We start from the raw sequence: 22,266 nt of genomic DNA on the forward strand, positions 1-22,266 counted from the left end.
TGTCAATCATGACAAACATACACGAACGTAATATTGATGGAAAAACAAAATTAGTCGGTCTTCTTGCAACACCAATCGGGCACAGCCTGTCACCACGGATGCACAACCTTGGCTATACACTAACAGGAATCAACTATGCTTACCTTGCTTTTGAGGTAGGAAATGATGAACTAGAAGCAGCAGTAAACGGGATGAAAGCAATGGGTGCAGCTGGATTTAACGTATCCATGCCGAACAAAATGAAAGTACTCGATTACTTAGATGAACTAGATGATTCTGCAAAATATACTCGCGCAAGCAACACAGTTGTGAACAAAGATGGCAAGCTGGTTGGTTACAACACAGATGGTCTTGGTTACGTAAGAAACTTAATTGAACACGGCGTTGAATTAGCTGGACAAAAGGTTACACTCGTTGGATCTGGCGGCGCTGCAACACCGATCGCCATTCAGCTTGCACAATCAGGTATTCGTGAAATTAGTATTTTTGCTCGTAATGATCAATACTTTGTTCAAGCAGAGGAAAATGTAAATTACATCAACAACGAAATGAAATCATTCGGTGTCAAAGCGAATATCTTCCCACTTGAAGACAAAGACGCTTTCCGTCGTGAAGTAGCTGAAAGTGCGATCTTAGCAAACGGGACAAGCCTTGGCATGAAACCATTAGATGAGCTCAGCATTATTGACGATACCCTTGATGTATTACGCAAAGACTTAATCGTGACAGATGTCGTCTACAACCCGCAAAAAACAAAACTTCTTGCTCAAGCACAAGAAGCTGGTGCCAAAACGATTAACGGTCTTGGCATGATGCTATGGCAAGGTGCCCTTGCGTACAAACTCTTTACTGGCGAGGATATGCCTGTTGAACAAGTGAAACAAATTCTGTTTGAAAATGACCGTTTCTAAACGAAACACAGAAAAAAGACGACCTCCGCTTTGGAAGTCGTCTTTTTTTATTCGTGTATCATCACACGGCGATATCGATAAAGGATATACACCGCGCCGATGATCGCCACAACAGCCACACCCGCATCAAATATAAAGATTTGCAAAATGGTCGAGTGGGTTTCGATCAAACCAGTGACGACTGGAATCACAATGGCGGACACTCCGCCTGCTGTTGAGATAATTCCTGTCATCGTCCCTTTGTTTTTCCAGAAGAACTCAGCCATTACGGTTAACGTCAGCTGAAAGACACCCGCTGTTGAAAAGCCCAATACAAATGCATTGACGGTCCCGATGACTGGAGACTTCACGACCAATAGCACACAGATAGAGGCTAATGTAATAATCGGATAGAGTAGCAGCACGGTGACCGGACGAACAATGCGGCGCAAAAGAAATGCGAGTAATAAGACAGACAGCAAACCGCCCATGCTATAGTAACTAAGCAGCTTCACAGCACTGCCAGAAGCCATTCCCAATATTTCCTCACCGTACGTAGGCAGCCAAATTTGCGGCAAGGCGTACAGACCATTTGATGTAAAACTGATCACAATCAGTGCGACCCCTTCTCTCCAAAACGTAGGCTCTGATGAGAAGCGCGGAAGTCCATCATGCTCCGTCACCTGAACTTGCTCCACCTTGCGATGATTTGGAAATGGCAATGTCCACAGCATCATCACATTCACTAAATAGATAAAAGCAGGTACAAAAAACGCAAATCCATAAAACAGATCATGCTCTGCTAAAAAGAAAATAGCGAGCGGCAGAATGGTCGCCCCAATCGAAATAAACGCCTTCACCATCACATTTGCAGATCCCGAGTTTTGAGGAAAAGCTTCCATTAAAGCCGGATACGTCCCTGCATCCATCGCCGAATTCGCCACCCCTGCCAAAATCGCAAACGCAAACGCGATTTGATAATTCGGAGACAATGGGATTCCGATGAGGAACACCGCCATCAGCACCCCGGAAACCAAAATGACCGGCTTTCGTCCAAAACGATCTGACAGTACGCCCGATAGACCATACGTGAGCACCCTGCCAATACCGAGTGCAGATATCATATAACTTATCCCCGCACTATTTGTATCTAATTGTTTGATCAAAAATGGCATATTAGAAGCCAAAATAATATTGACCATACCTAATAAAAAATAATTGATATAAAGACTAGAAGCCGTTCTCAAATACGGATTCCTCATGCTGACACACCCCTCAACACATTGCAATGAAGTGACAAATAATGGTTACGCTTACAAGATTCATGCGTGAGGAGAAACAGCTTTGCAACCTTCACGTACTTGAAACAACTCATCATTTCATACAGCTTACATGCCCTTCATTTATCAAGCATCTCTTCAAATTTTCACTAGCTCTTATTTTATATGAATGTGAAAGGTAATGATAGTGAATTGCTTAAATTTGAGGGAAATGGTGATAGAAAAAATCCCTCTAAACTCACATCCCCCAAAGACTAAACTCATAAAAATATTCTTTACGCTCTATGCATCATCCAAAATGAAAATCCTCTGCTATTAAAATGAAATCACCGTATCCACTTGAGAATTTGATGTGCTCAAGAAGTCTCGTTAAATGATGAAACACTTCATCTACATTCATCAAGAGCGATTCAATTTCATGATCTCAGAAAAACAGCAATCTCCCTTGTTTAGGAGTCGCTATCACCCTTAAGGCCATTTCCGTTAACAGTTGTGTAGGCTTTTCTATATGCTCTAGTTAGTTGTCTCCATGTATTTGACTTTTATGTTCTCTTGATTGCAGGAAAGTTAATACCTTCTGACAAAACAAATGATTTTCTTTGATCTCTAAAAAAGGGGGAAATGAAACAACCAGTCACCGAAAGAGTTTCGACAACTGGCTGTTTCATACGGTGTTTTGCTCCCAGTCTCACAAAACGGGAGGGCAAGTCCCAAATGTGGGGATTGTTTAAAATATTACGGATTATTCTCTTTTAGAGATACTATGAATGGCTTTGTATTCGCTCCTGTATTTTCTGGGTATGATCTTGATTTAAAATCATTGCCAATTCGGCCTCATTTAGAACAGATCCCCATCTAAAGATAATTTCACCATTCAAACCATACTTCAAAAAAAGCGCTTGATAATCTACTTCATGACTATTCTGATCCAATCCTGTGAAAAACAAATCTTTTATAGGTTCCTCTGTGAGCATAGAATCTCTTCTACTGGCAATCATGAAACTAGATTGATACTGATCCATTATTCGCAATGCCTTATCTAAATCAGATTGAGGTACTTTGGCCATACTGACATAAAATTGATTTTCTTGTTCATCTAAAAGTAATTCTGGCCCCTTTTCAAAACCTGAAGTATTTATTTCCGAATCAATTGATTTCCATACTTTTCGGAATCTCTCTATTCGCGAATGTACATCATTTACTTTCTTACTTAGAAAGATATAAAAATGGTAATTAGTTAATTGCCCGCTAAAAATTTCGATTAATTCATTTTGACAATAACTTTGAAAAGCCTCTATTCCACCATCATTTAAAAAGTGATATCCGTTTATACTATATACACTTAACTGTTTACATTCATTTATTTTCTGATCTAACCACTTATAGTAGTTTGTCACACCTTGTTCGAATTCAAGTTTTATTTTCATTAGTCACCTTTAATCAGTAATTAAAATTGCTCGAATTGGACAACTGCTTTTTCTTTTTGTAAAAACTCATCAAAAAAAGATACTAATCTATTTATATTCTCTTCTTTTGAATATAGTAACGGATTATAACCATCTGAAGGAGGCATATAATGAATAAATGGTTCCATATCCTCAGGGTAACCAAAATCAGCGTATACTTCACACAATTCATCCAATAACTCTTCAGGTGACTTCTTATTTTTTTCTTTTAAGTGAGACGTTATACCATATCTCCATTTCCTTTTTTCAATGTCCCATTGGCTAGATTCTTCTTCTACCAAATCATTGTATAATTCTACTAATATCATTTGGAGTTTTCTATAATCCTCATCTGGATCGCCAGCACCCCAAGCTAATTCTAGGATTAAAGAATTTTCACATTCAGTATGATTAGATAAGTATTCCACTGCATACTTGCTTATTTCTTTGTATGAGATCAAATCTAGCCTAATTCCTACATATATAGTTTTCCAATCATAGTGAATATTATATGTTTTTAAGACCTCTATAGAAAATTTCATTTCTCTTCATTCCTATCTCTTAGGATTTTGATTAGGCAATCCTGTAATTTCACCTTCTGGAATAAACCTTCTATGAGTAACTCCCTTATTTGGATCGACAATCCACTCAAAAATACCATTTTGATCTTTAACCGAAAACACTCTTTCAATTATTCGCAAATCTTTATTATAAACATCCTTATAGCTATAGTATTTCATACCACCCTCTATTTGATACAGCTTAACCTTTGTTTTATCACCACCGACCAAATCAAACTCTTTAGCCAATGGTGTGTAATTGTCAATTATATCATTGAAACCATGTTGACCATCTGGCTTTTTCAACGCACTCCCGACCCTTTTACTATCTATTACCGGATGTTCAATTTTATCTCCTTTAATCCCCATCTTCCCATGAAATCCTTTCGCCCCAAACGGCAAAAGCATCCCCAGAGCCGCATTCATACTCTCTTCCTGCTGTTCTTTTGAGATCTTATTTCCAAACATGTCTCGACCCGTAATCGCTTCGCTGAAGCCGTTTGTTGCGGTGAGGCCATATAAGCCTTTTTGTGATGTTTTCAACGCATCGAAAGACTTCTGTGATGTCTTGTAAATGTCGACTGCTCTGACTGCCGCCGACGTGGCTTGAGTCGTTTTATAAACGGCTTTCCCACCTTTAAAAATGCGTCCTGCCCAGCCGACAATCGGGATGTAGCCTGCTGCTGCCATGCCGCCTGCGGCGACTCGTTGGCCTGCGGTGAGTTCTTCACCTGTGATCGGATCGACACCTGTTGCGGCACGTTTTGCATCGTTCACGCCTGTCAGTTCATTGACGATATTTCCTCCGTAATCAAGAGCTTTTTCATACCACGGACGGTTGGCTAGCGCTTCTTGTTCCTTTGCGATCTTGCGAGCTTCTTCTTGATCTTTTTTGATTTTTAGATATTCAGAAGTTTGCTTCTCAATATCGCTTTTTGCCTTGTAGATTTCGCTATTTTGATACGCTTTCTTGTCAAAATTCATAGGCGAAATGGACTTTCCGTCATTTGTTGCATTGATCATTTCTGCGTACAATGCCATTGTAGCCTTCTCCTCAGTCTCTGACAAAGCATATTCATCTTTTAGATTTTGATCAAGTTCTATTAAATCTTTAACCGTTTTCTTCCGTTCATCTTCCGCATCTGAAATCTTTTCGTCAAAGGTTTTACTATCAAATACCTCCAGAGAAATGAGGTCATCAATATCTTGAAAAATCGTTTTGAGTGCCTTTTTTTGATCCTTCACGATGCTTTTGGCATTCTTGATTCCCATATGTACAGCGTTGTCTAAAAAGTGTTCTTCTACAAAGGTGTCGCCGCCAAAATTTGTATCATCAAGCGTCCCAGAAACACCTTCATGAAAGGCCTTTTGCTTATCGATGAAGCTGATAAACATGTCCACATTTCCGGCGAGTTCTTTGTAGAAGCTTTTAATGTTATCGGCACCTTTTCCAGTGAAGTCGTCACCGAGGTTGGCAACACCTTGAAGTGCCTTTTTTAAATCTATCATTTGTTCGCGGAGTTCCTGATAGTGTTTTGCCCTTGTATCCATGGCACTTGTTAGTGCTTTTGCATCAAGTATCTTGCCCAGATTAAGCCACTCCCTCCATTATTGATCATAAAGTCTATTTTACCGTGACCTCCATAACGGAAAAATAGGCTAAATGACATAAAAAATGGAATGGACTCTCTATTCAATTTACCCTCTACAATGGATAAACGAGTTTATCCATTGTAGAGATATAGAAAAGGCCAGACAGTTCATTATACTCTGTCTGGCCACATGTTCACGTTACTTATAATCATTGATTGGTCCTTTATCCATCAAAACATCGATCTCATTTGAATATTTCATTTTTAACTTCGGTCTACGCTCAGAGTTTGGTTTACTGTAAAGCTCTAGTGGACGGATGATCACGCCATCATTTGTGTTTTGAAGAATACCTGGAACACAAGAATAAATTCGATCATTGTCATTTGCATGTTTCGCGTGAATCGTGACAGACGTTCCTTGATGATTATCGATACTCATAGACACTCTATATCTATAGAAAGAACCTGTTCCATTTGATTGAGCAGAGTAAACAACGGGTACCACCGCAAGGATATCATCATTTAACCTTAGTTTAATGACTTCTGTTTTCATTGATTCACGATCTCTACCGACATCTCCCATATGCTCAACAGCCCCGTTACCGTAACTTTTGAGAGCGGGAACACCTTTTGCGCCAAACATGGCCACATCTATTTGTTTTCCTGACTTCGTATAGACCAATGCGTAAATATCATAATCGGTTCCAGACTCCCAAGATACTGTAGCCGTAATCTCTGGTGTTTTTTCAATGATGATCGGTTTATGACCTTTGTCTAGACTAATTTTACCTTGAACTTTCTCTAAGCTAATAGGTGCAGCGACTTTCTCTTTAGCCGCTGTGTTCATTGGAGCAGGCTCATTAATTTGTTTTTCAGAAACCATTTCAGGAGGTGTAGAAACATCCTGTTCATCAGGTTCAACCTCCACCCCATAAAGCTTGCATAGCCCTTCCAATCCAGAATCGAAGCCACGCCAGATGGATCGTGCTTTCGTTTCACTATTTCTTATGTATAGCTCTACTACGACAATGCCCTTTTCATTTGTAAAGCTTACTGGTGTTAGGTATAGCACCTCATCACCTGTTCGAATTTCTGCTTGCAGATTCTTCACATGAGAAAAGCCGATTCCTCGATCCTCTGTTAGTGTAATAGCAATCTTTGTGATTCCGACAGGCACTTTGCTCATATCAAAATTCAATTGATGTCTTTTCAACTGATCTGATATCTCTGCTGGTAAAAGTGTCGCGACACCCGTAGTACTCTCCGGCTGATTGTAAAAAATAATGCCATTATCTCCTTGAACTAGATTTGAATCTGTTAAGAGAAACGCCGTTAAAGAAATATCAATTGCAGATGACACTTCATAACTGATGGATAATTGTCCCTTTGGAGAGTTTAGTACGGTATTGGCACCCATTTGCAGAGTTTGATTCATTTCAACAACTCCTATTCTTTATCTACCATTTATCGTTTTTATAGACCAATTATACCAAATAGTGCAATAGAACCTATTAATATCTTTCTCTCTTTTCATCTCTGCAATGATATGAGACAATGCCACCTAAAAACAAACTACTCTCGAAAGGAGAATCAATGTGTATAAAAAAATCATCCCAGCTGTTACAGTGATATTCGGTTTTTGGATTCTTCTTCAATTAGCATTTAGTATCAATGTCTTCCACAATCCAATGAATTATTTTATTGTGATCACTCTCTTTTTTCTTTGTATTCAGGCTACATTGAAGCATAGGAAATAAAAAAACCCGAACAAGCGAATCCCACGCTCATCCGGGCCAGTCATTTCTTTATTACACTTCTTCACCATTCGTTGCGATGACGTTTTGATACCAAGTAAACGAATCTTTTTTAAGACGATTCATTGAACCATTACCTTCGTTATCGCGGTCAACATAAATCATGCCGTAGCGTTTTTTCATTTCACCGGTTGTGAATGACACGATATCAATGATGCCCCAAGGTGTGTAGCCGATGAGGTCCACACCGTCATATTCAACCGCTTTTTTCAGTGCTTGAATATGAGAAGCGAGATATTGAATTCGCTCTGGGTCATGAATAGAGCCGTCTTCTTCCACTTGATCAATGGCACCAAAGCCATTTTCCACAATGAATAGCGGGATTTGATAGCGATCGTAAAAACGATTCAATGTATATCTTAAGCCTGTCGGATCAATGGACCAGCCCCAGTCACTTGATTTGATATACGGATTTTCTACACCATGTGGCAGTGCTCCATTGACAATGTCTCCGTTGTGATCAGATACTGCATCGCTTTTGACCGTTGTAGACATGTAGTAGCTAAAGCCAAGGTAATCTACTTTTCCTTTTCTTAAACTTTCTTCATCGCCTTCTTCAAATGGAATGTGATAGCCTTCGCGTTCAAATTCTTTTAACGCGTAGCTTGGATAGTAGCCACGCACCTGGACATCTGGGAAGAAATAGCGCTGTCTCATATATTCTTCTGCCAGCATGACATCCTCTGGGTTTGAGGAATATGGATAAATTGGCACGTGGGACACCATCGCTCCAATTTGAAAGGACGGATTGATCTCTTTTCCTTTTGCCACTGCCCATGCACTTGCAAGCAATTCATGATGGCCCGCTTGATACATGACTTCTTTGGCATTTTCGCCTTCTTTGACAGATACCCCTGAATTTGTCCAAAGGAACAACGGGTTGTTGACGTCCATTTTGTTATTGATTTCATTAAATGTCATCCAGTACGTGACCTTATCCTTGTAACGATTGAAGCATACTTCCGCAAATTTTGCGAAATATTCAGCGACTTTTCTGCTTCGGAATCCGCCGTATTCTCTTGCCAAATGAAGGGGCATTTCAAAGTGAGACAACGTAATGACAGGCTCGATTCCATGTTTAATCAGCTCATCAAACACATCATCATAAAACTGTAAGCCTGCTTCATTCGGCTCTTCTTCATCCCCTTTAGGGAAAATTCGGCTCCAGCCGATCGATGTTCGCAAGCATTTTAATCCCATTTCAGCAAACATGGCGATATCTTCTTTGTAACGATGGTAGAAATCAATGGCTTCATGGTTTGGATAAAAAGTTCCTTCTTCTATCGTTTCCGTGATCTGTCTTGGTACACCATGAGCACCTGCTGTCATCACATCTACAACACTCGGCCCTTTGCCAGCTGCATTCCATCCACCTTCGAATTGATGAGCGGCTAATGCCCCACCCCATAAGAAATCTTTTGGTAAAGTCATTATCTATTCCTCCTATTTCACAATTGTCATCATGACGTCAGTTGGCTGACATGTCGAACGTTTCTCTACAATCACATCTTCGTATGCTTGGGTATTGGTAATGATAACAGGTGTGATTGTTTGTAATCCTTTGCTTTCAATTGCTTCCTGATCAAATGTCATCAACAAGTCACCCTTTTTCACCTTGTCGCCTTCTTTGATATTGAGTGTAAATGCCGATCCATCTAGAGAGACCGTATCAATTCCTACATGAACAAGTAACTCTACACCAAATTCAGAACGCAGACCAATCGCATGTTTTGTTGGTGCAAGCATGACGACACTGCCGTCAAACGGTGCAAACAGTTTGTTATCGGTCGGATGAATGGCAAAGCCTTTCCCCATCGCCCCAGAGCTAAATACGGCATCTGGCACTTCAGATAACGAAAGCACCTTTCCTGTAAGTGGAGCCGTGATCATTTCTTCATTGTTCATAGAAGTATTTGCCGTTTCTCTGTCTTGATCTTTAACAGGTGTTTCACCAGCTGACTGTTCTACCGTATCTTCTCCATATCCGAACATTTGAATAAGCACAACTGGTAAGATCAGCGCAATGGCCACACCAATCAAAATACCAATGATAGACGTTGGATAATCTGCACTGATTCCGTTCACAATGGTCAGCGGGCCGGGCAGTCCTGCATATGCAAAGTAATAAGGCGTAAAGAAGCTGGCCACAACGGCACCGACCGCTCCAGAAATACACCCGAAAATAAACGGCTTTTTAAAACGTAAGGTGACACCGTAAATCGCAGGCTCCGTAATACCGAAAAGTCCTGTGATTCCAGCTGAAACCCCAACTTTCCGTGTTTCCCGATTTCTTGCTTTTAAAATAACTCCCAGCACCGCACCGACTTGAGCGATAACAGCGATGGTTTGATATGCCTGAAAGGAGTCACGTCCATATTGTTCAAAGTTCGCAAGTACCATTGGCGTGATGCCCCAGTGAACACCGAAAATCACGAGGACTTGCCAGAAACCACCGATAATGGCACCTGCCAGAGCTGGTACATTTTCAGCTAAGACATTGTATCCGTTTGCAATTCCATTTGCACCTGCTGTCGAAAGAGGACCGATTAATAGAATGGTTAACGGAACCATGACGACCATACATAAAAATGGGACAAATAGCGGTTTGACGACCTCATGAATTCGTTTGTTTAAGAATTTTTCTACATAGGAAAGAATCCATACTAAGAAAAGCGGTGGCAAGACGGATGATGTATAAACCGTTTCAGATAACGCAATCCCTAAAAAGGTCACACCTTCCCCTGATGCTACACGTCCAGCAATCTCTGTCCAAGAAGGACTGACAAGCGCTGCTGTACAAGCAACCGCAATATACATATTCGTTTTGAAATGCTTGGCTGCAGTTATCGCAATAAAAATGGGCAAGAACGTAAACGGTGCCCAAGAAATAAAGCTAAACACTTCATAAGTGCCTGTTTTCGAGAAGCTTGGAAATATCAAATTTATTAAGATAAGTGCACCTTGCAAAATACCAGCTGCGGCTAAAATATACACAAATGGCGCAAACACAGCGGACATGGTCGCAATGACCCGATTCAGTATCGTTCCTTTGTTTTCATTCGGCTGGTCATCATCCGACGTTTGGAGCTGAACAAGGTTGGAAAAATGCTCATATACCTCACCTACATGCTGACCGATCACAACCTGAAACTGACCACCGTTTTCCACCACTGTAATGACGCCAGGCATGGCGTTGACTGCTTCTTTTGCCTTTGGATTAGAACGCTTCAGCACCAAACGCAGCCTCGTGGCGCATCTTGCGGCACTCACCACATTTTCTTCTCCGCCAACTGCTTCTAAGATGTCTTCTGCAAGCTTTTGATAATCCCTCACTTTTGACATATAAACCCCCCTTTATCACTACTAGTATATGTACATTATAATTATACCGGTACAATTTATCAATACATATATAATTTGAGTTTGCATATCAAAGAGAAATCGAGATGTGCTATAATACAAAGACAATAAATCGTGAAAACAAAGAGGAATGGCTATGTTAAAGTATCAACAAATTGCGAGCGATATTGAAAAATATATTGTCACACATGAGCTGCAGCAAGGAGACAAACTCCCTGTGCTTGAGACGCTCATGAATCAATTTGCTGTGAGCAAAAGTACAATTATCAAATCATTAGATTTACTCGAAAGAAAAGGGATTGTCTATCAGGTGAGGGGCAGCGGCATCTTTGTGAGAAGGCATAGGCGCAAAGGCTATATTAGCCTATTATCCAACCAAGGGTTTAAAAAAGATTTAGAGGAATTTCAACTGACATCAGAAGTTCTCACGTTAGATACCGTCAAACCGCCAGAAGAAGCTGCGCTGAATTTAAACATTGAACCAGATGAGGATGTTTTCTACCTTAAACGCATTCGTTACATCAATGGACAAACTTTATGTTTAGAAGAGTCCTATTACCGGAAAACCATTATTCCTTACCTCAACACAGAAATTGCAGCCGATTCTGTATTTAAATTCATTAGTGAAGGCCTTGGTCTTAAAGTGGGCTTTTCTGACATGTACCTGCAAGTTGGCAAACTAAACGAAACTGAAGCGAAGCATCTCGGACTTAAACAAGACGATCCTGCCCTCCGCGTTGAGACCGTTTTCCATCTCACAAACGGACAGCCCTTCGACTTCTCGAAAATCACGTATAACTACATGCAATCCCAATTTTTTATTCAGGCGAATAATTATTATGGGTGATGAAAGGAAAAAGCCCCTGATACATTCAGGAGGCTTTTCTACTGTTCTCTTTTAACCTTTAAATATTTCTTCCCTCTCTCTTGAGTAGTTAGCCCGTCAATGAGAGTATCACCATAAAAAATGACTAAATAATCCCCTTTACCTATAAGAACAACTGGAAAAGCATGATGTTCCTGCAGACTCTTTTCAACATCATCTGGATGAAGCTCGACTTCCATTTCATGACCAATGAATGCATACTCAAACGGAAGAGTATGATAAAGTTCTACAAGACACTGTTCGATCTCCTGTTGAATACGAACGACATCATGTGAAACAACCTCTGTCCACTTTAAATATAGAACGAATCCCACAAAACCAGCTTCTTTTTGTATGTTGATAGTCGTATGTTTTAGACATGTTCCCGCCAATTCAAATTCTGTATAAAAACCTTCCAAGTAATTGTTTTTGATTTTATTCTCTTTTACATCATGTTCGATCCATGCTTCGCCATTAGCGTCCTGACTAAACTTTACTTTTGTTATTGAAATGCCTTTCTTTGTTAAATAGTCAATCAGTTGGTGGAAAGTGGTTATTAAATGAATGTCATCATAGAATACCAATCCAATATTGATATATCCTCCTAAAGCTATGCTGAATCCCTCGCCTTCTTTTTGTTTTGTTCAAGCATACTACAAAAAAGCAGGTTCCTTCGTACCTCCCTTTTGATCCATCATTATTTTTTTCTTAAATGTCTTCACCGCCTTACCACTATTTGACAATATTTTTCCTGTAATGGTACGTAGACTTTCCCGCCCTTAGTGCTTAGTTGTTTGATATTGTATTACATGAACAATTCCAATACATCACATCAAAAAGATTCATTTTACGAATGCATCCTACACACTTATGATGAACATAACAACATGGTTAGGAGGATTCGTCAGATGAAAGATATTAGGGTGTATCATGTCGATGCGTTTACAACTGAGAAATTTGGAGGTAATGCCGCTGGAGTGGTGTTGGATGGGGAATGGTTAACGGAGGATGAGATGCAGAATATCGCCAAGGAGTTGAACTTACCCGAGTCCGTTTTCTTGCTGCCGGCACATGATGAGAAAGCCGATTATCGAGTGAAATATTTCACTCCAACGGAAGAGGTCAATTTCTGCGGGCATGCGACGGTTGGGTTGACTTGGCTTTTAGCGACGGAGCTAGATATGGCTAAAGAAAAATCAGGGGTTGTGTTAGAAACAAAGATCGGCCATGTTCCCGTTGTATGGCACGAAGAGAATGGCAAAGTTGTGGATGTCGAGATGACACAGGTCACGCCAAAGACGCGAGATTTTATCATCGATGTAGAAGAGCTTAGTGATATTCTCGGTATAAGCAGTGACAGGATTGATCCATCCTATCCTATAAAATTAGCAAACACCGGAAACTGGCATCTCCTGATTCCGCTGAAACACCAGAATGACATTGATCAAGCAGCACCAAACTTAGCAACTTTAGGGAAAATGAATAAAGAGCAGGATATCACAACGACTCATCTTTATACGTTTCAATCCACAAAGGACTGTGATCTTTATACAAGGGATTTTGCACCTGGCATTGGTATACCCGAAGATCCTGTAACGGGAGCAGCAAACGGGGCATTGGCCGGATATCTGTATTTGGAAGGGATCATTCCTCAGCAAGAAACCACTCATCTGAGCATTGCCCAAGGTGATGCAATCGGCAGACCAGGATTGCTTCGTATCACGGTCATTCCGAATGAAGCAAAGCCGGTCATTAAAGTAGCAGGTGCAGCGGTTATTACCATTCGTGGGGTGATCACGCTATAAATTGATCAGCTTGAATAGAGACTCTCGTTCAAGCTGAATCTATTTAAAATGATCTTTGACTGCTTCAATCCATCTTTTAGTAGAGGGAGAGGCTGCGTTAAAAGATTTAAACGCCATATTGATTTCGCGATAAACACGGGTCTCAAGTGGAATTACGTTCGCATGAGGCACCTGAGGCGGCAAAATCAACTTCGGAATGATCGTAAGCCCAAGACCTTCCTGAACCATAGAGATGATCGTATTGTTGTCCCCAATCTCAAATAAAACATGGGGCTTCACGCCTCTGTCTTTTAATAATTTCTTAATGAGTTGATCACAGCCCGCTTTTGGCATAATAAATGGTTCATCTTGGAACGAAGCCACTTCCATCACCTTCTTTGTATGGAAACGATGACTCTCTTGCATGAGCACTACCAATTCATCTTGAAACAGTGGAACAGTTTCCAAATCTCTAGATGGCTGTGTTAAAAACCCAAGATCAACTGTGCCAGATGCGATCCACTCTTCAATCTCTTCATAGCCGCCTTCGTATAACTCCAATTGGATATTGGGATAACTTTTCGTAAAACGATGAATGAGCTGCGGAAGCATTTTTGAAGAAAAACTAGAGAACGTGCCGATCTTGATACTCCCCACTTCCATCCCTTGAATCAACGCCGCCTCCTGCTCAAGCAATGACGCATGATGAATGATTTGGCGAATATGGGGCATCACTCGCTCACCTGCATCTGTCAGCGACAGCCCGTTTCGATTCCGATGAAGCAGCACAATCCCAAGTTCTGACTCAAGCTTCGCCATATTATGACTCACACCCGACTGCGTCAACCCAAGCTTCTCACCGGCTTTTGTAAAACTGCCGCATTCGACGACTGTTTGAAATACTTTGTATGGGAATGTCATTCGTTTGCTCACCTCGTATTTTCATATTGTAATTTGAAAAATAGATCAAAATGTCTGATTCATCTCGAAATTCAATTTTCACCTATAACCACTGAGATATTTTGCTAAATTTATGATACGATAATAGGCAAAAAGACTACAGGGGCTTGCTATATGAGTGAACTTTTTATTGAAAAACGCGATTTTATGACAGATCAAATTCAATCTTTACGAACCACCGTATTTCATAATCAACCTATTGTCTATATTCTTTATGATGAAAAGAAGAGACCATCTGCTTATATAGGTCAGTCAGTCCAAGCTAGCAGGCGTTTGAAAGATCATTTGAAAGACAAGAATAAGAATAAACTAACCAAAACCATTCTGATCGGACATGAACGCTTTCATCAATCTGCCTCTTATAATATTGAGACAAATCTCATAAACTACTTTATTGCGGAAAATCGTTTTCAATTAAAAAATGTTAGCCAGACGCGATCCAGGGAGATGCACCATTATTATCAGAAAGACTTTTACAATGAATATGTCTTTAATGAGATATGGACGCAACTTCAAAAAGAGGAGATCGTTACTCATTCAATTGATGCATTAAAAAATAGAGATATTTATAAACTGTCTCCCTATAAAGAATTATCACCTCAACAAGTAGAAATTAAAAATGAAATCTTATCTTTTTGTAAAAAGCATATCAAACAGTCCGGTCACCATGTGATTTCGATAGAGGGTGATGCAGGAACTGGGAAAAGTGTTTTACTAAGTTCTCTCTTTAATACGATCCAAGACTTATCAAACGATATGGAATCTATCTTAAACAAAAAGAACAATTATTTACTTGTGAATCATGCTGAAATGCTTAAAACATATCAAAATATCGCAAAAAGTCTGCCAAATCTGAAGAAGAAACAAATTATGAGACCAACCTCGTTTATCAATCAGATGACAAAGTCAGGTGATATGGCTGACATCGTGTTAATTGATGAAGCCCACCTTTTATTAACAAAAGATGATAAGTACAATAACTTCCATTATCAAAACCAACTAGAGGAGATTATCAAACGAAGTAAAATCACCATTGTCATTTTTGATCCAAAACAGGTACTCAAAATTAAGAGCTACTGGAATGAAAAATTACTCGAGGAAATAACAAACAGATACCATGCCAAGACTGTGAAACTTACAGAACAGATGCGTATGCATGCCGATACTGATACGTTGAAATGGATTGACCAGTTTGTCTCAAAACGATTATTAACTCTGCCTAAAAAACAAGAATCTTTCGAACTTAAAATTTTTGAGAATCCTAATCAATTTAAAACTGCCATTCAAGAAAAAGATAATGAAGTAGGTTTGTCCCGCATTGTATCTACCTTTGACTTTTTACATAAAAAAGATGGAGCTGCCTATATTGTAGATGAAGACGGTATCAATATGCCATGGAATTTTACAAATGATAAATGGACATGGGCTGAACATGCAGATTCAGTTAGAGAAGTGGGCTCAATTTATACAGTTCAAGGATTTGATTTAAATTATGTCGGCGTCATACTTGGCCCTTCTATCAGCTATGATGAAGAAAAGGATGAACTCCTCATTGACACGTCAAATTATAAAGATACAGGTGCATTCACATCCAGAAGTGACATGTCAGAAGAGGAAATCAAACAGGCAAAAGAAAAGATTATACTAAACTCAATTAACGTTCTGATGAAAAGAGGCATTCACGGGCTTTATATTTATGCAACAGATGAAAAATTGAGAAGGAAATTACAAGAGATAAAAGAAGCAGATGAACGTTCCTGAATTTAGATAGTTTGTTTTATTAAACACAAAAGCATAATGCCAGGTTACGATTAAATGAGTTAACATCGCTGCTATATTAATTATTTTTTGATTTATTATTCTTAACTCCACTATTAAAATCAGCTAGAATTAAACTATGAATATAATAAGGGTGATTTATATTATGAAAAAGACAGTTCATGTCGTTGGCGCTATCATTGAAAATGAAAAAAACGAAATTTTTTGTGCACTCAGAAGTCCAAGTATGACTTTATCTAATTACTGGGAATTCCCAGGAGGTAAAATTGAGTCAGAGGAAACTCCTGAACAAGCATTGAAGCGTGAATTCTTAGAAGAATTCACTTGCAATATTGATGTAGGCTCAAAAGTAGAAGACACGACATATGAATATGAAAATGTCATCGTACGACTTGAAACTTATAAAGCTAAATTAGTAAAAGGAAAGCCCATTGCATTAGAGCATGCTGACACTCGCTGGGTTAAGAGAGATAAACTAACTGAGCTTCATTTTGCTCCTGCAGATATTCCTGCAGTAGAAAAAATTATGAATGAGAAAATGTGATTGCAATGGATCAACGGCAGCAACTAATTGAAAACATCCAACACTCTCTATATAAAGGATTTATAGATAAAAATCAAAACGGATCATCACAATTTAGCCCAAAACTTCTAACAAACAAATATCCAGAAACAGTCTTAACCACATTACTCCAAGAATTAAAAATTTGTGAGACATTTATGTTTTCGGTTGCCTTTGTCACTGAAGGTGGTTTAGCAACTTTAAAAGCTGTACTCTATGATTTAAAACAAAAAGGCATTAGAGGACGCATTATCACATCAACATTTTTGAACTTTAATCAGCCAAAAATGTTTAAGGAACTTCTTAAACTGGAGAATGTTGAAGTTCGTTTAGCAAGTGCTAAAGGGTTTCACTCAAAAGGATATATTTTCGAACATCACAACCATTATTCACTCATTATTGGGAGTTCAAATTTAACTGATAATGCTTTAAAAGCGAACTATGAGTGGAATCTCTATTTTACCTCTTTGGAACATGGAGAAGTGATTTATCAATTGAAATCACAGTTTGAAGAAGCTTGGAATGAAGCAACACCTTTAACAAAAGATTGGATTAATCATTATAAACAACTCTATGATTTAAAACCCATTATTAAACAAAATGATTTGAATGTACTAGAATTAGATAAATACTATCTAACAAGTTCAATAGTTAAAAGCTTAACTATTCGTCCAAATAAAATGCAAGAATCAGCACTGAAAAATCTAGCTGCTTTACGCTCTAAAGGGGGGGGAAAAGCATTAATCGTCTCTGCTACAGGTACTGGGAAAACCTATTTATCAGCATTTGACGTCCGAAATTTTTCCCCTAAAAAAATGCTATTCCTTGTACATCGCGAACAAATCTTAAGGGACGCAATACAAGACTATCGGAAAATACTTGGTGGAAAAGAAGAAGATTATGGTATTCTATCAGGCAATTCGAAAAATGTAGATGCTAAATACTTATTTGCAACAGTCCAAACCATGAATAGAGACCTTTATTTAAAAACATTTGAAAAAGATCACTTTGATTATGTATTGATCGATGAAGTACATAAGGCCGGTGCTAACACCTATTTAAAAATTATTAATTATTTTACCCCTCAATTTCTACTTGGTATGACAGCAACACCTGAACGAACAGATAGATTCAACATTTACGAATTGTTCGATTACAATATCGCTTATGAAATTCGCTTACAAGAAGCTCTTGAAGAAGAAATGCTCTGCTCTTTTCATTATTTCGGTGTCTCGGATTACGAAAGAGATGGTGAAATTATTGATGATACAACAAAGCTTCGTACTTTGGTATCTTCCGAAAGAGTGAAACATATCATTGAGAAGATTCATTATTATGGTTATTCAGGAAAAGCCTTACGTGGGTTAATGTTCTGCAGTTCAAAAGAAGAGGTTTATCAACTTTCCATCGCTCTAAATTATAAAGGTTTTAGAACAATTGGTTTAACAGGTGACAATTCTCTAGAAGACCGTGAAAAGGCTATTAAACAATTAACCGATGGAGAAATAGACTATATTTTAACTGTTGATATATTCAATGAAGGAATCGACATTCCTTGTATTAATCAAATCGTAATGCTTCGCCAAACGCAGTCTAGTATTATCTTTATACAACAACTAGGCAGGGGGCTTCGTGCGCACCCTTCAAAAGAATATGTGACAATCATTGATTTTATAGGTAATTATAAGAATAACTACTTGATTCCAATTGCTCTTTCTGGTGATCAAACCTTAAACAAGGATAATATTCGTCGAAAAGCGTCTAATACAAACTTTTTAAAAGGTGTATCTACTATTAATTTTGAAGAGATTGCTAAAAAGAAAATATTCGAGTCAATTAATAACACAAATTTATCAACACTAAAAAAATTACGTGAAGCATTCATAGAATTAAAAAATCGGATAGGACGTATTCCTTTCTTGTATGATTTTATGGAACAAAATTCTATTGACCCAGAAGTTATCATTAATTATTCTGATAACTATCATAACTTTTTAATAAAAATGAAAGAGTCACTTCCTGCAATATCAGATTATAATCTATCGGTTTTAAACATGCTGTCAAAGGAAATTTTGAACGGAAAAAGGATACATGAAGCTGTATTAATTGAAGCACTACTTCATAACAGTGTGATTTCTAAAGAGAATTTTTTTCAAACATTAAAAAATCATGGTACTTACGTTGATGATACAACCATTCAATCTATTGAAAACATATTCACACTAAAATTCCATGTTCAGAAAGATATTAAAAAATATAAAGCTAAGCCATTAATTGATATCACCAATGGATATTATCAATTAAACGAGGAAATCAAAGGGAGTTTAGAGAATTCCCATTTCTCAACATTTATAAAGGATATTCTAAAGTGTGCTTTTGAAAAAAACAAACGTTATGATAGAACAAAGGCCTTTACTTTATACAAGAAATATTCCCGTAGAGATGCTTGTCGTTTATTAAACTGGCCTCATGATGATTCATCAACTATTTACGGTTATCGTGCTAAACACAAGACTTGTCCTATTTTTGTGACCTATCATAAACAGGATGAAGTTGAAACAACTCAAAATTATAGTGATGAATTTTTAGCACCTGATTTATTTAAATGGTATACTCGTAATCGTTTAACAATAGATTCACCTGAAGTAAAGAATATTTTGTCTTATAAGGAAACTGGAATGGACATACATCTTTTTATTAAAAAAGATGATGGGGAAGGTACCGATTTTTATTACCTCGGGCAAGTGGAAATTGATATGAACAGTGTTAAAACCGAAACTATGCCAGATGGAAAGGGCAATTACCTATCGGTCGTTACTATGAATTTATTACTCGAACAACCTGTACCGCAAGATATCTATCATTATTTAATTGAATCATAAACTCGTAATTGATCTCTATTTTTATAATCCATTCTCTATAACTAGTAATAAAAATAGCATTGACAGAGGACTTTCTTTAAAGGGGGTACTCTTGACAATGCTTTATATCTTACATGTAGCTCCTTATGCTACATGTAAGATATAGGTTTTGGCTTTATTGCAGAAAGATCTGTTTTCGTGATTTTCTGCAATTTAAAATGTCGACTTCATATTTAACTTATTCTAAATTCATCTTTAATTCATCGTTGTCGTCGACGAAGACCTAGACGCCGCTTCATCCGCTTTCACACAATCAATCGCAACAACCAATGCAATCATCACAGGCTCCATCTCTTCTTTCAAAATATCCACCTTGTAGCTATCCCCCCAAGTAAACCATTCCTTCTTTACCTGACCGATCACTTCGCCGCTTTGCAGCACTTGGAAATTCATATCCCACCAGTTCCCTTGTACTTCGATACCAGCAGCATCAATTGAATATTTTGCTTTGAAGAATGTAAACTCTTTTTTGATCGTCAATACCTCTTGTCCATTGACTTCTACTAAAAACTTCGGTAAAAAGCTGAACATTTTCTTCGTAATTAAAGCGATGACTTCTCGTTCTGTATTCAAAATGGTAAACGTCTTTGGCACCTTCATAAAGCTGCCTTCGACCACATATACATCATTCTCCTGTTGGTCCTTTACCGTAAACCTGCCGCTCAGACTAAATACCTTTTGCTTCATATACAGCTGCTTCATAAGTACCTCCGATTCAGTTCAAAAATTTATCCGTTCTTCCCTTACCCCTGATTATACCAAAAAATAGAATGTGCAAAAAACCACCTGATATCAGGTGGTTTTCGATTACTGATCCATTTTCAGAGATTCTTTTTCATATGTTTGAAAAGCATCTTCCATTCCCATGATGACCTCTTTCATTTTGACATAACCACTTGTATAAGGAATAGAATCTCTAATCTCTTCCCACATAAAATGATAGAACTTCAGGTCATCTGTTTCACACATCACAAAATCTGTGTAATCCTTACCTGGAAGAGCTTCAGCATCAAAAAAGCGCACCGTCACATGTTCCTCATATTTCTGCATCAACTCTTGCAGCGAAGCCGCATGGGTTCTGCGCTCCTCTCGTGGTAAAGCAAGCCAAGATGGATAGAACTCTAATAAAACAACCATCATATATTTCATCATCATGCCCCTCGTTTCTTCTATGATGTGATGATTGTACGCCAGATCTAGAGAATGTGCATTAACATAGGTTAATGTTCAGCAGGATGCAGCAGCCTGCTCAGCGAAACCGGAGAAATACCGATATATGAGGCAATATGATATTGAGCGATACGCTGATGTAACCCGGGATATTTCAATAAAAACGCCTGATATCGCTCAATGGCTGGCAAATATAGCAGTTCCCTCTCACGCTCTTCCTTTCTCGTATACAGCCTTTCTACACTCACCCGAACAAACCGCTCCCACATATGACTTCTGTCCATCAATATTTGAAGTAGATCATACGGAATTTCAATCACGATAGAATCCTCCATCGCTTCAATCGAATAAGGAGAAGGCTGCCCATTGATCATACTTGCATAAGAAGTAGCAAAATCATCTTCCAACGTAAAAGCCACGTTGTACTCCCTTCCATCCGGTAACAAATAGAAGAGACGGAAGAGACCTGTTATGCAGAAATAGGCATGCTTCACTGGATCGCCAGCCTTGATCACGCATGTACCCACTTTTAATTGTTTAATCGTTGTTCCATCTTTAAAGGCTTGCCAATGATTTTGTTCAATTGGATATTTCGATATTTTGGTTTTGAACGTGTCGTATGGGTTAGTTATTTTATCCATCTGTAAGTTACCTCTCTAGTAATGGAAGACTTGATAAAAAATTGTATCAGGAAACACTCAAGTTATAATGGAAATATAAGCGATGATGAGGGGAGAAACAATGAAAAAAATCACTTTTTTTGACTGGACCATCCATTTACAAGCGGACTTAACAGCGATTACCGATCATTATGAAAAGAAAATGGTCATTTTAGAGCCATCTGTTGAACTAAATAGCATCATCTGGATGGATGACAACAACGAGCTACAAATCAAACCTACTTGGGATTGTGTCATTTCAATTGATCCAACCAATAAATCACTGACAATCCGGCAAACAAAAGAAGTATTCGGAGATGTGTACGAATGAAAATAGGAGGAACTATGAAGAAAACCGCTTTTTATGATTGGACGATTCACTATCCTGACCATTTAACAGCAGTCAAAGATGATACAGAAAAGAAAATGGTTTTTCTAGAACAAACGATTGAATTTAAAGGAATGATCCGTATTGATGAGAGTGACGAACTGCAAATAAAGCCGACATGGGATTGTGTCATTATTGTAAATGCAAAACAGATGTCTATGACAGTTCGTGATGCAGAAGACTTTGTAGGTTTACCATAAACATTAAAAAGAAAAGTCTCATTTGACACACACAAAC

General features: G+C 38.4%; 21 protein-coding genes. 9 read left to right on the top strand and 12 right to left on the bottom strand.

Features of this window, described 5'->3' with window-relative positions:
- The first annotated feature begins 8 nt into the window (after positions 1-8).
- Positions 9-911: a shikimate 5-dehydrogenase gene (locus tag NST73_RS18825; protein ID WP_008344408.1), complete on the top strand. Its 903-nt coding sequence runs from the start codon at positions 9-11 to the stop codon at positions 909-911.
- Between the two features lie 47 nt (positions 912-958).
- Here NST73_RS18825 and NST73_RS18830 read toward each other — a convergent pair whose 3' ends face one another.
- From NST73_RS18830 to NST73_RS18850, 5 genes are all read right to left on the bottom strand, one after another.
- On the bottom strand, positions 959-2,152 hold the full coding sequence (locus tag NST73_RS18830) for an MFS transporter (RefSeq protein WP_024720468.1): 1,194 nt from the start codon (positions 2,150-2,152) through the stop codon (positions 959-961).
- 779 nt (positions 2,153-2,931) lie between these two features.
- The gene (locus NST73_RS18835) at positions 2,932-3,597 is read right to left on the bottom strand and encodes a hypothetical protein (protein WP_326242315.1); all 666 of its coding nucleotides are present in this window, start codon (positions 3,595-3,597) and stop codon (positions 2,932-2,934) included.
- A gap of 20 nt (positions 3,598-3,617) precedes the next feature.
- Entirely contained in the window at positions 3,618-4,157 is a 540-nt protein-coding gene (locus NST73_RS18840) for a DUF2247 family protein (RefSeq protein WP_041508048.1), read from the bottom strand.
- Positions 4,158-4,169: 12 nt separating this feature from the next.
- On the bottom strand, positions 4,170-5,765 hold the full coding sequence (locus NST73_RS18845; protein ID WP_342499564.1) for a T7SS effector LXG polymorphic toxin: 1,596 nt from the start codon (positions 5,763-5,765) through the stop codon (positions 4,170-4,172).
- 201 nt (positions 5,766-5,966) lie between these two features.
- The gene (locus tag NST73_RS18850; protein WP_217967659.1) at positions 5,967-7,202 is read right to left on the bottom strand and encodes a TerD family protein; all 1,236 of its coding nucleotides are present in this window, start codon (positions 7,200-7,202) and stop codon (positions 5,967-5,969) included.
- A gap of 160 nt (positions 7,203-7,362) precedes the next feature.
- Here NST73_RS18850 and NST73_RS18855 point away from each other — a divergent pair, with 160 nt between their 5' ends.
- Complete coding sequence (locus tag NST73_RS18855) at positions 7,363-7,524, top strand: hypothetical protein (protein ID WP_008347425.1); 162 nt, start codon at positions 7,363-7,365, stop codon at positions 7,522-7,524.
- A gap of 51 nt (positions 7,525-7,575) precedes the next feature.
- Here NST73_RS18855 and bglA read toward each other — a convergent pair whose 3' ends face one another.
- Positions 7,576-9,015, bottom strand: a complete 1,440-nt coding sequence (gene bglA / locus NST73_RS18860; protein ID WP_024718493.1) for a 6-phospho-beta-glucosidase BglA — start codon at positions 9,013-9,015, stop codon at positions 7,576-7,578.
- A gap of 9 nt (positions 9,016-9,024) precedes the next feature.
- Positions 9,025-10,923 (bottom strand): beta-glucoside-specific PTS transporter subunit IIABC, encoded by a 1,899-nt coding sequence (locus NST73_RS18865; protein ID WP_342499282.1) that lies wholly within the window; start codon positions 10,921-10,923, stop codon positions 9,025-9,027.
- A 154-nt stretch (positions 10,924-11,077) separates the two neighbouring features.
- On the opposite strand from NST73_RS18865, the gene NST73_RS18870 reads away from it, so the two are divergent.
- On the top strand, positions 11,078-11,788 hold the full coding sequence (locus NST73_RS18870; protein ID WP_017359955.1) for a GntR family transcriptional regulator: 711 nt from the start codon (positions 11,078-11,080) through the stop codon (positions 11,786-11,788).
- Positions 11,789-11,826: 38 nt separating this feature from the next.
- Here the strand turns inward: NST73_RS18870 and NST73_RS18875 are convergent, their stop codons facing one another.
- On the bottom strand, positions 11,827-12,390 hold the full coding sequence (locus NST73_RS18875) for an Imm64 family immunity protein (RefSeq protein ID WP_039164849.1): 564 nt from the start codon (positions 12,388-12,390) through the stop codon (positions 11,827-11,829).
- 324 nt (positions 12,391-12,714) lie between these two features.
- On the opposite strand from NST73_RS18875, the gene NST73_RS18880 reads away from it, so the two are divergent.
- Positions 12,715-13,611 carry a PhzF family phenazine biosynthesis protein gene (locus tag NST73_RS18880; protein WP_058336397.1) on the top strand — a complete coding sequence of 299 codons (897 nt, stop codon included), beginning with the start codon at positions 12,715-12,717 and terminating at the stop codon, positions 13,609-13,611.
- Between the two features lie 39 nt (positions 13,612-13,650).
- On the opposite strand, the gene NST73_RS18885 is transcribed toward NST73_RS18880, so the two are convergent.
- Positions 13,651-14,511, bottom strand: a complete 861-nt coding sequence (locus NST73_RS18885; protein WP_056703896.1) for a LysR family transcriptional regulator — start codon at positions 14,509-14,511, stop codon at positions 13,651-13,653.
- Positions 14,512-14,664: 153 nt separating this feature from the next.
- Here NST73_RS18885 and NST73_RS18890 point away from each other — a divergent pair, with 153 nt between their 5' ends.
- The 3 genes from NST73_RS18890 (at position 14,665) to NST73_RS18900 (ending at position 19,773) form a co-directional block, all read left to right on the top strand.
- Complete coding sequence (locus NST73_RS18890; RefSeq protein ID WP_058336398.1) at positions 14,665-16,311, top strand: DUF2075 domain-containing protein; 1,647 nt, start codon at positions 14,665-14,667, stop codon at positions 16,309-16,311.
- A 163-nt stretch (positions 16,312-16,474) separates the two neighbouring features.
- On the top strand, positions 16,475-16,873 hold the full coding sequence (locus NST73_RS18895) for a (deoxy)nucleoside triphosphate pyrophosphohydrolase (RefSeq protein WP_058336399.1): 399 nt from the start codon (positions 16,475-16,477) through the stop codon (positions 16,871-16,873).
- Between the two features lie 5 nt (positions 16,874-16,878).
- Positions 16,879-19,773: a DEAD/DEAH box helicase gene (locus NST73_RS18900; RefSeq protein WP_058336436.1), complete on the top strand. Its 2,895-nt coding sequence runs from the start codon at positions 16,879-16,881 to the stop codon at positions 19,771-19,773.
- Positions 19,774-20,007: 234 nt separating this feature from the next.
- Here the strand turns inward: NST73_RS18900 and NST73_RS18905 are convergent, their stop codons facing one another.
- The 3 genes from NST73_RS18905 to NST73_RS18915 form a co-directional block, all read right to left on the bottom strand.
- Positions 20,008-20,514 (bottom strand): LURP-one-related family protein, encoded by a 507-nt coding sequence (locus NST73_RS18905; RefSeq protein ID WP_144680281.1) that lies wholly within the window; start codon positions 20,512-20,514, stop codon positions 20,008-20,010.
- A 105-nt stretch (positions 20,515-20,619) separates the two neighbouring features.
- On the bottom strand, positions 20,620-20,961 hold the full coding sequence (locus NST73_RS18910; protein WP_039165381.1) for a darcynin family protein: 342 nt from the start codon (positions 20,959-20,961) through the stop codon (positions 20,620-20,622).
- 71 nt (positions 20,962-21,032) lie between these two features.
- Positions 21,033-21,623, bottom strand: coding sequence for a Crp/Fnr family transcriptional regulator (locus tag NST73_RS18915; RefSeq protein ID WP_144680283.1), 591 nt, complete (start codon positions 21,621-21,623; stop codon positions 21,033-21,035).
- Positions 21,624-21,723: 100 nt separating this feature from the next.
- Here NST73_RS18915 and NST73_RS18920 point away from each other — a divergent pair, with 100 nt between their 5' ends.
- Together NST73_RS18920 and NST73_RS18925 are read left to right on the top strand one after the other, a co-directional pair.
- Positions 21,724-21,972 carry a hypothetical protein gene (locus tag NST73_RS18920; protein WP_144680285.1) on the top strand — a complete coding sequence of 83 codons (249 nt, stop codon included), beginning with the start codon at positions 21,724-21,726 and terminating at the stop codon, positions 21,970-21,972.
- A gap of 14 nt (positions 21,973-21,986) precedes the next feature.
- Positions 21,987-22,229 carry a hypothetical protein gene (locus NST73_RS18925; protein ID WP_144680287.1) on the top strand — a complete coding sequence of 81 codons (243 nt, stop codon included), beginning with the start codon at positions 21,987-21,989 and terminating at the stop codon, positions 22,227-22,229.
- Positions 22,230-22,266: the final 37 nt, after the last annotated feature.

It is taken from the genome of Bacillus sp. FSL W7-1034 (assembly GCF_038593365.1).
Classification (GTDB): domain Bacteria; phylum Bacillota; class Bacilli; order Bacillales; family Bacillaceae; genus Bacillus; species Bacillus altitudinis.